Here is a 12,512-nt window from a genome sequence, read left to right on the forward strand (position 1 = left end):
CGAAGCGTTCTCATCCCGTTTGTCGCGCAACTCTCATCCTGATTGTCGCGCTGCAAACCGCCTTGTTGCGCACAAAGCCTTCATCCCGGATCTTGACCCGGATCGCATCGAAAAAGACCAGGGGATAGCAGGCATCGAGCGGGCGGTTCTGCCATTCGGCGACAGCCTCCAGAACCGCATCGGTAATCGTCGAGATCAGGTCGGCAGAGATGTCGATCCCGTATAGCTCCTCCAGATGGCCCCGGATCTCGCGCACGCTCATGCCGCGCGCGTACATCGAGATGATCTTCTCGTCGAAATCAGGAAACCGGCGCTGATACCGGGCGATCAGCTTCGGATCGAAGGTGCCCGACCGGTCGCGTGGAATGTCCAGAGTCACCTTCGAAGTGCCCGTCAAAACCGTCTTCTTCGATACGCCGTTGCGCCGGTTGGACCGTCCCTCAGAGCGTTCCTCGCCAAGATGCTCGTCCAGCTCCGCGTTCAGAATGCGTTCCGAGAGCGCCTTCTTCAGATCATCCAGGAGACCATCCTTTGCAAAAATCTCCTCAGGATCACGTCCTGAAAGCAGCTGGTCCAGGAGTTCTTTCTCGATTGCCATGTGATGCGTCCTTTCTTTCCATCACTATGACCCCGGCACAAAATTTCTGACACTCCCGTTCACCATGAACCGGCCGGGGATATACTCGAGCTCCTCGGTGACATCCTCGCCAACGCGCTTCAGCTTGCCACCGCAATCATTGCAGGCATCGCCCGTCTCAAGCACCTGGTCGATCCTTGGCAGGTGATCCGGCAGCGGCTTGCGGGCCGGCTTGTCCTTCGAGGCAGGCTCTGGCGCGCCAGCGGGAACCTCTGTGCTGCGGGTGATCTCCAGGTCTTCCAGCATCAGCTGGAGCTGCTGGAGGCCTTCGGCCGATGACCCGAACCGATGACGGGCCATCCCTGACAACTGGAGCTTCAGCTTCTCGATCAGCAGGTCGCGGCCACGCAACTCGATATGCGCGTCGCGCAGCATCGCCTTCAGCGCTTCGACATCATCGGGAAGATCAGCCACATCCGACATAGGCAGGAATCTACCCTGCTTCGCCTCGCCAGTGAATCCCGAAAATCGCTTTACCCTGTCGTCAGAGGCCGCCATGTCTGCTTCGTGATCCGCCAGTCGATCCCTTCAAGCAGCATCGACAGCTGCGCCTGGCTGAGGTGTACCTTGCCATCCTTCGCCGCCGGCCACACAAACCGGCCGCGCTCAAGGCGCTTGGCAAACAGGCATGCGCCCTGGCCGTCCCACCAGATGATCTTCACAAGATCACCTCCGCGTCCCCGGAACACGAACAGGTGGCCGCAGAAGGGATCCTCCTCCAGGACCTTCTCGGCCAGTGCGGAAAGGCCATTAAAGCCCTTGCGCATGTCGGTCACGCCAGCCGCCAGCCAGACCCTGGTCGAAGCCGGAACCGGGATCATGTCACCTGCCTCAGGGCACGCAACACCCTCACCAGGGATGGCTCGTCCCTGCAGCGGATACGCGCTCCCGCCGCCAGTTCCACGATCACCTCATCGCCTGGCCCCGATAAAGGTTGGGCGGTCACCGCGACAGGCGCCGGACCGATCTTGACCGGAAGGAAACCCGTGACCGCCTTGTCGCCCCCGAAGCGGGGATCACGAAGCCAGTTGAAAATGACGTTCGCGTTCATGCCATGTCGGCGGGCCACTTCGGCTACCGACACAAACGGCTCCCGCGTCTCGGCCAGGACCTGGAGCTTGAAGGCCCTTGAATAACTCCGCCGCTTGCGCACAGGCTTATGGTCAAACATGGTCGGATCGTGTCCACTTGAATCAGGCGGACACTATCCGCCTCCATCCAACCAAAATCAGCATCGAGGCGTTCACCACAAGGGCGGGGAGACCGGACGGTTACATAGAATATATTATAATTGTCTGTAGAGCATCATACCGAATTTGTGGGGAGGCTCGTAAATACTGTTGATCGACAGCCACCCAACCCGTTCTACCAACACCATATCTGTCCAGATCGCCCCCTTTCAGGCCCGGACACGCCCGTGCTGCGAGCGCGCACAATCGAGACGTCCGCCGAAGCACAAGGAAAGCCAATGGCAGATAAAGTACCATGTGCAGCGACGGCAATACGTCCCTTTCTTGGCATCACAAACTCTCCTAATTTCGAATTACTCATTGGTAGCAACCAGGTAAGATTCGAGAAAATCGAGGCGGTCATTGCCCCAGAATATTTGATCATCGACAAACATAAGAGGCGCGCCGAATACGCCTCTTTGATAAGCTTGCGTACGCACCTTGCGATATTCGCCCTGGCCGGTTGGAGATGCTATGAATTCGCACAACCCATCGGCGTCGAGGCCAGTTTCTTCGGCACAACTTCGTAACTCGCTGAGATCACCAGGATCGATGCCAAGTCCCCAGATTCGGTGGTATGCCGCTGTGACAAAAGCTTCGGCCTGGCCATGGCCGCGAGCGTAAACCACCGCGCAGTTCCAGTCTGCACAGGCGAAACTCGCAGGAAATTTCAATGGCGCCGCGTATTTGACTGCCCAACGCTCCAGATCAGCCATCATGACCTTTATTTTCGGTGCAACTTCACGGTTGGATGGGCCATAGTTGCCAGCGGCAATCTTCGCCTCCGGAATGTCGATCGGCCAATATTCGATCTTGCAACCAGTCCTCCGGGCCAGGTCTGGCAACTTCAGCTGCGCGAGATAGCTGAAGGGACTGATAAAATCAAAATAGAAGTCGATTGTTTTGGTCAAGGTGCAATTCCAAAGCCGACCAGCTTCTCGTAGTTGTGCCAGAACCCAATAATGGCGCCTTCAGTGACCAGGTGGTCGGCATCATCGGGGCGATCGCCGCCCATGGCGATGTATGAGGCCGCGTCGTGTTCGCCTATGACAGCTCTCTGCACTATCTCGACCGCTTCGCCATCTTCCATGGAGACCAGCCCGGCCGGACCGATCAGGTTTGCCTGTTTCTGCCTGATCGCCTGCATCTCGACATCGTCGTCGGCATAGCCAAAATGGGTCCAGACGAGTTCGAAGCCATCGGTGCCCTTAGTCACGGTCTGCCTGACAGCCAGAGTGTTCTGGATTTGCTGGAGCACTAGGTTCGGGAAGACAGCAAGGATGACGAGGGTCACACCATCGTCGAATTCCTGCCGACCCTTCAGGAGCGACATGTCCTGAAGTTTGAACTCGGTGTCAAAAGTTCGGGAGTCGCCGTAGGCCTGCTTATCTGCCGCATCATCGTTGCTGGCGGCGATCGAATAAAGCAGTGAATGGCGCTTGTTAGCATCCATCACGCTCTTGCCCGTCTGTGTGGAGCGGTAGAGACCGAAAGTGTTATGGAACAGGTGGAGCAAACTCGCGTGATAAGGGTCGCGTGTGTTCTCCGCATACAGCTTCCAGTTGCCGTGGACATGCTGGCGCTGATCTCCAAGAACCTTGATCGGCTTGCACATGATACGTTCGATGTGCTCGATCACGATCGGCCCCAGAAAGTCACGCAGCGGCTCTACAGTTTCCGAAAAGCTGGCGAAGACCAACCCACCTACAGAATCTACGCGCAGCTTTCTAAGGCCATGCTCCTTCATGTCGAAGTCGCCCGGCATACCGCCCTGACCCTTAAGCCCGCGCCGGAACGGAACCCCGATCAGATTGCCTTCCAAATCATATGCCCACTGATGGTATACGCATTCCAGACTGGGCCGGTTGCCGCGCATCTCGCGGCAGACCAAGGCACCGCGGTGGGCGCAGCGGTTGACCACAACATGGACTTTTCCGTCGCTACCTCGGGTAACTATTACCGGGGTCTCGCCGATGAAGGTCGACTTGAAGTCTCCAGGCTCGGGAACTTCGGCTTCTAGTGCGACGAAGGACCACGTCTCACCCTGGAAGATGTTTTCCTGCTCGCGCCTGTAATAGTCCGGATCCGTGAATACCCGATAAGGAACACGGTAGCCCGCGACGTCCGCTGTTGCCGAAGACCCTCTGTTTTTAAGCGCTTTTTCTGCCATAACTACATTTCCATGATAAGGGTCAGATTGGACGAACCATCATTGTATCGATGACGTTTGTGTCAAAAACAGCGACCTTTGATATAAAAAGAGGCTGGTCTTCGCTGCAATCGATCTCGTCAATATACTTCCCGGCATTGTATATTTCGGTGTGTCCGTCCGCACGGGTCATGAGAACGGCGTAGTTCGTTTGCGTCGTTATCTTGAATTCATGCGCCGAAACGATGCGCGTCGGACCAAGGATGTGGCGATAGCTGTGGACCGGGAAAATGTTTGCCTTGCGTAGGGAAATTATGCGGTCGACCAACATGCCCTTGCTGTCGCAGAATATTGCGGACAGTGTCAGATTGCGATCATGGTTCTCGCGTGCGATGACGCGGTAGGTGCAATCCGGTACGAACAGGTCGGGCCATTTCTCCAGCCGGTCGTCATCTATCAATTCGGCGTGGGTCGCGTTGAGTTCGGTCGCAAGTTGCTGCAAGCGAAACCGCTCAGAAGTGGACAGGTCCATTTCAGGCCGCTCCGCCCAGTTCGTCGATGCAAACCCAACCATCCTCGATAGCAACCGCGTATGTTTTGACCGGAACCTGACATGGAAAGGCCTTCGCCGCCCCCGTGGCGATGTCGAACGAACCGCCATGAAAAGGACATTCGATGATGCCGCCATCCTGGTACCCATCGGTCAGCATGGCGTTTCCATGGGTGCACATGTTGTCGGTGACGAAGATGTCACCATTAACATTGTAAACAGCGAGCGCCGGCAGGTCATCCAGAAACACGCCGACCGGTTCGCCATCCTTGACGTCGGCAACTGGACAAAGACGTACCTTACTTGTCATAGTGTTTCGCAATCCTTTGAAATAATTGATATGACAGCCATTTTGGAGGCCCCTTACTGGAGAGGGATATCCATGCCGTACCCCTGGGCCTCATTGCCGTGGCCGAAAATATCGCGGGTGTAGAATTCCTGCTGGGCTGGCGCCTTGCGAGCACCCCAACCAAATTCCCACAACCAGCCGGACGGGTTGGCGCAGTAGAAGGTGAGGGCCAAATCGTTGGCATGTTTGCCAAGCTGAAGCGCGACATCGATCTGCCGCTCGCGCACGATGTCGTGAGCGAGCCCGAGGTCGTCCAGTTCAGTATATTCAAACATCAGATGGTTGATGCGCTTTTCCATCGGGCCGAGGCCGAAGGCGACCGAGTGCTGCCGTTCGTTGCAATGCATGAAGTACGGCATGGCAACCATGCCGTTGGGCAGGTGCAACTGGTATTCAACCGATCCGCGCAGCCCCAACAGGCGGTAAAACGCGGCTGCGGCTTCGACATCGTCTTGGCGCAGGATGCAGTGACCGATCCCTTCCGACCCGGTGACGAATTTGCCGAACATGGGGCGTCCGGGATGGAAAGGCTTGTGGGCATCCACTTGCGGGCCGAAGAAGATTTCGGTGGGGTTTCCACCGGGATCGGTCAACTTGGCCAGGCCGAGCACGCGACGCTCGCGGGCTTCGGCATCGCTCGCCACAGTCACTGCTACCCCGGCGTTGGTCAGCTTTTCAACCATTGCCTCGAACTCGGTCGGATCGCCAAGCCGCCAGCCCATATAGGCCAGATCGTCAGTGTCGCCTTTGATAAGTGCAATGCGATGATGCCACAGATCCATCCGGAGATAGATCCGATCACCCTCACCTTCGTCGACGACTTCCATTCCGGCAACCTCGGCTGCGTAGGCTCGCCACGCATCGAGATCTGTCACTGACATGCCCAGATATCCAAGTTCGGTGACCGATGACATTTGCTACTTCTCCCCTTTATCTCTGCCTTGGACGTTATGTCCAAATGCCCAACGGATCCGCCGTCGCCATTATTGCGACTTCGACTATCCGATTCTGTGGGTGTTATAACTCAAGATTTCTCATGGTGCAATACGTTGCATATACTAAATTCCTCGTGTATAGAAGGCAATGGTTAGGTCTGACAGTTCGATTCGTTGCCTGATGTTTCTCCATGTTTCCGACGATGCGGACGTGGGAAGTTCACGGCGCTCAAGGATTTCGGGCGCGGCATCTGACTGGAATTTAAAAAACGGGAGAAATCAGACATGAATGCGACGGAAGAGCTCGTTGGGCGTATTGCCGACCTGCAGGTCCTGCGGGGCCGATTACAATCATGGCTGGCCAAGGATGAAACGCGCGGCGTCTATCAGGTAGATCGTGCCGCTTTTACCGACCCCGAAATGTTTGAGCTTGAGGTAAAGTACGTTTTTGAACGCAACTGGGTGTTCGTTGCGCATGAAAGTCAGGTCGCTAAGCCCAACGATTTCATCACAACAAAAATCGGCAGGGTGCCTGTCCTTATTACGCGAGACAAGGCCGGGAACCTTCGTGGCATGATCAATGCCTGCGCGCATCGGGGCGCGCGCGTCTGCCGTGAAAAGGCCGGAAATAAGAAGAATTTCATGTGCCCGTTTCATGGATGGACCTATTCATCGGCAGGCGATTTGCTGGACGTCACGGAAGAAGCGGCTGGCGGCTATGCGCCGGGCTTCGACAAGGCTGATTTTGGTCTGCCGCAAATTGCGCGCCTTGAAAGCTATCGCGGTTTCATATTCGCAAGCCTTTCCGACGACGTCTTGCCGCTTGAGGATTATCTGGCTGGGTCGAAAACGTTCATTGACCTGCTTGTCGATCAATCCCAGACCGGAGAGCTTGAGGTAATCCCTGGTGCCACCCGATATCGTTATCAGGGCAACTGGAAGATGCAGGTTGAAAACGGTCTTGACGGATATCACGTTAGCACTGTCCACGCCAACTACTTCATGACCGTCCAGCGGCGTGTTCTGGGCGAATCGAAAAACGATACCAAGGCGATCGATTTTGCCAACTTCAATCAGCAGGATGGCGGGTCGTTCTCTTTCAAGAATGGCCATACGGTCCTGTGGGCTGACTATGCCAATTTCAAGGACCGACCGAACTTTCAGTGGATCGATTGGCTGACTGCCACCCACGGGGAAGAGAAGGTATTGTGGATGAACAAACGGATCCGCAATCTCCAGCTTTTCCCCAATGTGTTCCTGATGGACCAGACCAGCAGCCAGATCAGAATCATTCACCCGATTTCGGTCGATGAAACGGAAGTCACGACCTATTGCATCGCGCCTGTTGGTGAGAGTGCTGAGGCCCGGGCCTTGCGGATTCGGCAGTATGAAGACTTCTTCAACGCCAGCGGCATGGCGACACCCGATGACCTGACCGAGTTCAACAATTGCCAGATTGCTTTCGCCAGCGGTGAAGGCCGGATGAATGATATGTCGCGCGGCGCTCCCAGATGGGAGAAGGGCGCTGGACATTTCGGTGCAGGACTGGATGTAGACGCCGTCCTCAGCAGTCCCGCCGTGGCCGACGAAGGCCTTTATGTTGCGATCCATGATGAGTGGGTGAACCGCATGAATTCGGCGATCGATCGCGAAAGCGCTGAACTGATGGCGTTTGGGGACAAGGGGCTGGTTTTGTGACTGACGTAGATGCAAAATGGCTGTCGGTGTTGCGCTTCCTTGGGCGAGAGGCCCAGGCGCTGGACGAGAAGGACTGGGATTCCTGGTTGGCGCTCTACGACGAGGAGACTGAATACTGGGTCCCTGCCTGGGATGATAGCGAACGCCTGACCGCCGATCCGAAGCGTGAAATCTCGCTCATCTATTATCATAACCGGGGCGGGCTGGAAGATCGGGTGTTTCGCATCCGGACCGGCCGGTCTTCATCCAGTACGCCTGCTCCGCGGACGCAGCATATGTTCACGCTGCTGTCGGTCGATGACACCGCTGCTGGTTTGCAGGTGCGAACCTCATGGACCGTCACTTCGGTGCTTGAAGGCGATGTCACCGTTTACAGCGGATCCGCGCACTACGACCTTGCGCCAGCAGGCAATTCCTTTGTGATCAAGCGCAAGAAGACGATTGTGATAAACGACGTCGCCAAGACAATGCTCGATGTCTACAGTATCTGACCGGCCAATGGGTTCGCTTGGCACACGGCCGGTCGTTGGAACGATGATCGGCGATCCTGCCGGGATCGGTCCGCAGGTTGCGGTCAAGGCGCTTGCGAGCGGGCAAGTTCACGAAGTGTCTGTCCCGGTTCTGGTCGGGTCGTCTGCGGCCGTCGAACGGGCCATCGACATGACCGGGGTCAAAGCGCGCGTGCGTGCCATGAAGTCGCTCGAGACGCCCAGTGACGATCCCGGCGTGATTGATGTGATCGACACCGGTGCCTTGCCTGCCGGGGTTCTGCCGCTGGGCGAAGACACTGAGGCGGCGGGGCACGCGTCGGCGCAGTGGCTTGATGAGCTTGATGCGCTGGCGCGGGACGGATCCTTTGCCGCGACGATCATGGGACCGATCAGTACCGGTTCGCTGAAGATGGCCGGCAAGCTGGACAAGGTTATCAGCCCCACGCCCGGCGAGAGCTATCTCGTTTTGCTGACCGGCCCCTTGCGGGTAGCGCACCTCACCGATCATATGTCCTTGCGGCAAGTGATAGATGTCATTTCCGCCGATCTGGTGGCCAAAGCCATCGGGCAGGTGAACGACGCTATGCGGTCTTGGGGCATCGCTAAACCGCGCATCGCGGTTGCCGGGCTAAATCCCCACGCCATGGGCGATGAGGAGCGGCTGGCCATCGCGCCGGGTGTCGAGGGGGCCAAGGCCATGGGGATTGCCGTCGAAGGGCCGGTCGCGCCGGATTCAGTCTTTCGCCAGTGTATCGAGGGCCGCTACGACATGGTTCTCGCGATGTTCCACGATCAGGGCCATATTGCTGTCAAGACCTGGGGGTTTTCGGGCAACTGCGTAATCATGATGGGGCCGCCCTATCTCCACATGTCGGTCGCCCATGGCACCGCCTACGACATTGTCGGTTCAGGCATAGCGGACGCGGCGATGATGCTCAGTGCGATGCGCACCTGTGGGCGGCTCGCATCTGGGCAGGGATTTGAACTTCAAGGAGAAGCGAAATGAATACTCAAGTGCGGGTTGAGGCCCAGCGATCAATCCCCACGGCGATCGACTATAAGGTCTATCACGACCCCGAAGTATTCGCTGCGGAACAGCGCAACGTCTTCAAGGGTCGCACCTGGTGTTACCTTGGACTAGAAGCCGAAATTCCCAATGCTGGCGATTTTCGAACGAGCCATGTCGGTGAAACACCCGTAGTTCTGGTGCGCGGGCAGGAGGACAAGGTTTTCGCCTGGGTCAACCGGTGCGCGCACAAGGGAGCAACTGTATGCCGCTCACTGCGCGGCAATCAGGCTGATGGCGCTTTTGTCTGCGTATACCATCAGTGGGCTTACGATTCCGAAGGAACGCTAGTTGGCGTGCCGTTCCGGCGCGGCATGAAGGGCGTCGGCGGCTATGATAAGGATTTCGATCCGGCCAATCACTCGCTCGAGAAGCTTCGGGTGGAGAGCTACAAGGGGATGGTGTTTGGGACGTTTTCGTCTGAAATAGAGCCGCTCGAGGACTTTCTAGGCCCCGTGATGCGCAAATATATCGACCGGGTTTTCCAGCGCCCGATCAAAGTGTTGGGCTATTCGCGGCAGTATATGGCGGGCAATTGGAAGCTCTATTCCGAAAACAGCCGGGATAGCTATCACGGCGCCTTGCTACATCTGTTCTATCCCACCTTCGGCATTTACCGCCAAAGCCAGGACAGCGCGGGAGAACTTGCCGAGCAGGGCTTCCATAACGTCTTTACGGTGTCCAAACCCAAGGGCGACATCGATTACACGTCGTTCGGCGACGAAGCCAATCGGGAGATGCAAGGGGCCACGAAATTGCAGGATGAAAGACTGTTGCAATTCCGGCCCGAAATTGACGACGATGTGGGGCTGCACATCCAATCGCTGTTCCCCAACGTGGTGCTGCAGCAAATCCAGAACACGCTGGCGACTCGTCAGATCGTGACGCTTGGCCCTGACAAGACCGAGCTGGTCTGGACTTACTTTGGCTATGCCGACGATGATGAGGAAACAACGCGGCACCGCCTGCGCAACCTGAATCTCGTTGGGCCTTCCGGGCTGATATCGATGGAGGACGGCGAAGCGGTCGAGCTTTGCCAGCAGGGGACCATCGGGGCGGAAGGCAAGTTTAATTTCATCGAAATGGGTGGCGACGATGTACGCGAATATTACGCACCGATGGGCATGGATGAGAACGCCGTGCGTGGATTCTGGAAAGGATATCTGGAATTGATGGGTGATGCCTTGTCGGCCTCGACAGCGGAGGTGCCGGCATGACGATCGCAGATCCAGTTCTGCAAGGTCTGATCGATTCCCTGAACGCCGCTTACGGTCTATGCCTCGATGACGGGCGCCTTGAAGATTGGCCCGAGTTCTTTGTTGAAGATTGCCTCTATCAGGTGATCGCTCGCGAGAATGTCGACAATGGCCTGCCTGCTGCAGTGATGTATTGTGATAGCAAGGGAATGCTGGTTGATCGCGTGGTGGCCCTGCGCCAGGCCAACGTGTTCCCAGAACATTTCAGTCGTCATCTAATCTCTCGGGCGGTTGTGACTGGGAGCGAAGGGAACACGGTGACGGCGGAGGCCAGCTATGCCGTGCTGCAAACCCGCAACGACGGTGAAACGCGCATCTTTAATGCCGGAAAGTATGTCGACAGGTTCCTTGTCGAGGACGGCGCGGCAAGGTTGGTCAGCCGGACGTGCGTCTACGACACCCACCGGATCGCGACCCTGCTGGCGACCCCGATCTGACGGCCGTAATTTTTACCAACAAGAGACAAGAGGAGAAACACAATGCAATTGTTTATTAGTCCCGGCGCCTGTTCGCTTGCACCGCATATTGCCCTGCGCGAAGCCGGCGCGGATTTCGAGGCGGTCAAGGTCGATCTCGCAACCCGCAAAACCGAAGCAGGCGACGATTTTCTGGCCGTTAATCCATCCGGCAAGGTCCCGGCGCTGACCCTGGACAACGGTCAGAGCCTGACCGAGAACCCAGCAATTCTGCTTTATATCGCCGATCAAAATCCCGGAGTCGGCTTGGCGCCAGCGGAGGGCAGCATTGAGCGCTATCAGCTGTTGAGCCGCCTCAGCTTTCTCGGCTCGGAATTGCACAAGGCGTTCGTCCCGCTGTTCACGCCTGGCACAACGGACGACGCCAAGGCCGCAGCGACGGTCGCCGTGAAAGGTCATTTGGCCGGACTTGATCAGGAAATCGCTGGCAAGGAATATTATGTCGGCGAAGCATTTAGCGTCGCTGATATCTACCTGTTCGTAATCCTCGGCTGGCCCGCCCATGTCGGCATCGACATGGCAGCTTATCCTGCGCTCGGCGCTTTTGCTGGCAAGATAGCGCAGCGTCCCTCGGTGGGAGCAGCTCTCAAGGCAGAAGGCCTCCTCTGAATTTCTTTCGCTGACACTATCGGGAGCAATTGCGATGGTTGCAAAGCTTTGGCCTATTGCAAATGCATTCTTTTTAGAGCAATAACAAATAATAACAAATTTGGTCTTTTGGAGTAAATCCGGGCGGGTCGGGTTCTTGCAGGAACAAGATTCGTCGGGGTTACCGGAACCAACACAAAAAAGTTCGGGAGAGATATGATCACCGCTTCGAATGAAGTCGCACGCGCCGAGATCGGCAAATCGCTGGTCGTGGATAACTGCGCAACCAATTATCATGATGTCGGCGAAGGCGCGGCGGTTTTGCTGGTCCATGGCTCAGGGCCTGGCGTCACCGCCTGGGCCAATTGGCGACTTAATATGCCCGAACTAGCTAAGCGGTTCCGAGTCATTGCGCCAGATATGTTCGGTTTTGGCTATTCCGATTCCAAGGGCCGAGTCGAAGACAAGCAGATCTGGGTTGATCAGTTGGCAGCGCTGCTCGACGAACTTGGCATCGACAAGGTGTCAATGGTGGGCAATTCGTTCGGTGGCGGCATTACCCTTGCTTTCATGATCGCTCATCCAGATCGGGTCGAGCGGGCGGTGCTGATGGGGCCAGCCGGTCTTGAATTTCCGATTACACCCGCGCTTGAGGAAGTCTGGGGCTACGAACCTTCGGTCGAAGCCATGCGCTCATCACTCAAGTATCTTGCTTGGGATCACAGCAGGCTGACTGACGATCTGGTCAAGTCGCGATATGAAGCAAGTATCCGTCCGGGTGCGCATGAACCTTACCATGCGACCTTCGGCGGCCCAGACCGCCAGAGCAATATAGCGATGCTGGCAAGCCGCGAAGAAGATATTACCGCGCTGCAGCACGAGACCCTGATCCTGCATGGCCGGTCCGATCAGGTCATTCCGCTGGAGTCGAGCGTGCGCTTGGCCAATCTGCTGCCTCGTGCGGACCTGCACGTTTTCGGCGAATGCGGGCACTGGGTTCAGATTGAGCGCATGGCCAGCTTTAACCGAATTGTGTCTGAATTTTTCACCACCGGCCTCAATGGCTGACTCATACAAGGAGAACTGAA

Annotated in this window: 15 protein-coding genes and 1 pseudogene; 7 read left to right on the forward strand and 9 right to left on the reverse strand. The window is 56.8% G+C overall.

From position 1 onward, the window contains the following. Positions 1 to 55: 55 nt before the first annotated feature. From V7651_RS17555 to bphC, 9 genes and pseudogenes are all read right to left on the reverse strand, one after another. Positions 56 to 598: pseudogene (locus V7651_RS17555) on the reverse strand (IS256 family transposase); the annotation flags it as partial. Positions 599 to 622: 24 nt separating this feature from the next. Then, entirely contained in the window at positions 623 to 1,060 is a 438-nt protein-coding gene (locus tag V7651_RS17560) for an IS66 family transposase (protein WP_035542059.1), read from the reverse strand. 50 nt (positions 1,061 to 1,110) lie between these two features. Then, the gene (gene tnpB / locus V7651_RS17565) at positions 1,111 to 1,458 is read right to left on the reverse strand and encodes an IS66 family insertion sequence element accessory protein TnpB (protein ID WP_335613901.1); all 348 of its coding nucleotides are present in this window, start codon (positions 1,456 to 1,458) and stop codon (positions 1,111 to 1,113) included. After that, positions 1,455 to 1,808: an IS66-like element accessory protein TnpA gene (gene tnpA / locus V7651_RS17570; RefSeq protein WP_045695144.1), complete on the reverse strand. Its 354-nt coding sequence runs from the start codon at positions 1,806 to 1,808 to the stop codon at positions 1,455 to 1,457. The genes tnpB and tnpA overlap by 4 nt, the downstream gene beginning before the upstream one ends. Positions 1,809 to 2,180: 372 nt before the next feature. Next, entirely contained in the window at positions 2,181 to 2,777 is a 597-nt protein-coding gene (locus V7651_RS17575; protein WP_035540696.1) for a 2-hydroxychromene-2-carboxylate isomerase, read from the reverse strand. Beyond that, positions 2,774 to 4,036: an aromatic ring-hydroxylating dioxygenase subunit alpha gene (locus tag V7651_RS17580; protein WP_035540699.1), complete on the reverse strand. Its 1,263-nt coding sequence runs from the start codon at positions 4,034 to 4,036 to the stop codon at positions 2,774 to 2,776. The genes V7651_RS17575 and V7651_RS17580 overlap by 4 nt, the downstream gene beginning before the upstream one ends. Positions 4,037 to 4,058: 22 nt before the next feature. Further along, on the reverse strand, positions 4,059 to 4,547 hold the full coding sequence (locus V7651_RS17585; protein ID WP_045695146.1) for an aromatic-ring-hydroxylating dioxygenase subunit beta: 489 nt from the start codon (positions 4,545 to 4,547) through the stop codon (positions 4,059 to 4,061). 1 nt (position 4,548) lies between these two features. Next, positions 4,549 to 4,875 (reverse strand): non-heme iron oxygenase ferredoxin subunit, encoded by a 327-nt coding sequence (locus V7651_RS17590; protein WP_035540700.1) that lies wholly within the window; start codon positions 4,873 to 4,875, stop codon positions 4,549 to 4,551. Between the two features lie 53 nt (positions 4,876 to 4,928). Next, the gene (gene bphC / locus V7651_RS17595) at positions 4,929 to 5,828 is read right to left on the reverse strand and encodes a biphenyl-2,3-diol 1,2-dioxygenase (RefSeq protein WP_035540701.1); all 900 of its coding nucleotides are present in this window, start codon (positions 5,826 to 5,828) and stop codon (positions 4,929 to 4,931) included. Between the two features lie 306 nt (positions 5,829 to 6,134). Between bphC and V7651_RS17600 the strand changes: the two genes are divergently transcribed. From V7651_RS17600 to V7651_RS17630, 7 genes are all read left to right on the forward strand, one after another. Continuing rightward, complete coding sequence (locus tag V7651_RS17600) at positions 6,135 to 7,547, forward strand: SRPBCC family protein (protein ID WP_045695147.1); 1,413 nt, start codon at positions 6,135 to 6,137, stop codon at positions 7,545 to 7,547. After that, positions 7,544 to 8,038, forward strand: coding sequence for an aromatic-ring-hydroxylating dioxygenase subunit beta (locus V7651_RS17605; RefSeq protein ID WP_335613902.1), 495 nt, complete (start codon positions 7,544 to 7,546; stop codon positions 8,036 to 8,038). The genes V7651_RS17600 and V7651_RS17605 overlap by 4 nt, the downstream gene beginning before the upstream one ends. Further along, entirely contained in the window at positions 8,022 to 9,044 is a 1,023-nt protein-coding gene (locus V7651_RS17610; protein ID WP_045695149.1) for a PdxA family dehydrogenase, read from the forward strand. Before V7651_RS17605 ends, V7651_RS17610 begins: the two co-directional genes overlap by 17 nt. Further along, a complete protein-coding gene (locus tag V7651_RS17615; RefSeq protein ID WP_035540707.1) occupies positions 9,041 to 10,321 on the forward strand; it encodes an aromatic ring-hydroxylating dioxygenase subunit alpha in 1,281 nt (426 codons plus the stop codon). The genes V7651_RS17610 and V7651_RS17615 overlap by 4 nt, the downstream gene beginning before the upstream one ends. After that, a complete protein-coding gene (locus V7651_RS17620) occupies positions 10,318 to 10,797 on the forward strand; it encodes an aromatic-ring-hydroxylating dioxygenase subunit beta (protein ID WP_035540708.1) in 480 nt (159 codons plus the stop codon). Before V7651_RS17615 ends, V7651_RS17620 begins: the two co-directional genes overlap by 4 nt. A 42-nt stretch (positions 10,798 to 10,839) precedes the next feature. After that, the gene (gene gstA, locus V7651_RS17625; protein WP_035540710.1) at positions 10,840 to 11,445 is read left to right on the forward strand and encodes a glutathione transferase GstA; all 606 of its coding nucleotides are present in this window, start codon (positions 10,840 to 10,842) and stop codon (positions 11,443 to 11,445) included. Positions 11,446 to 11,640: 195 nt separating this feature from the next. Next, on the forward strand, positions 11,641 to 12,492 hold the full coding sequence (locus V7651_RS17630) for an alpha/beta fold hydrolase (RefSeq protein WP_035540711.1): 852 nt from the start codon (positions 11,641 to 11,643) through the stop codon (positions 12,490 to 12,492). The last annotated feature ends 20 nt before the right edge of the window (positions 12,493 to 12,512 follow it).

It is taken from the genome of Hyphomonas oceanitis, from assembly GCF_036964545.1.
GTDB classification, from domain to species: Bacteria; Pseudomonadota; Alphaproteobacteria; order Caulobacterales; family Hyphomonadaceae; genus Hyphomonas; species Hyphomonas oceanitis.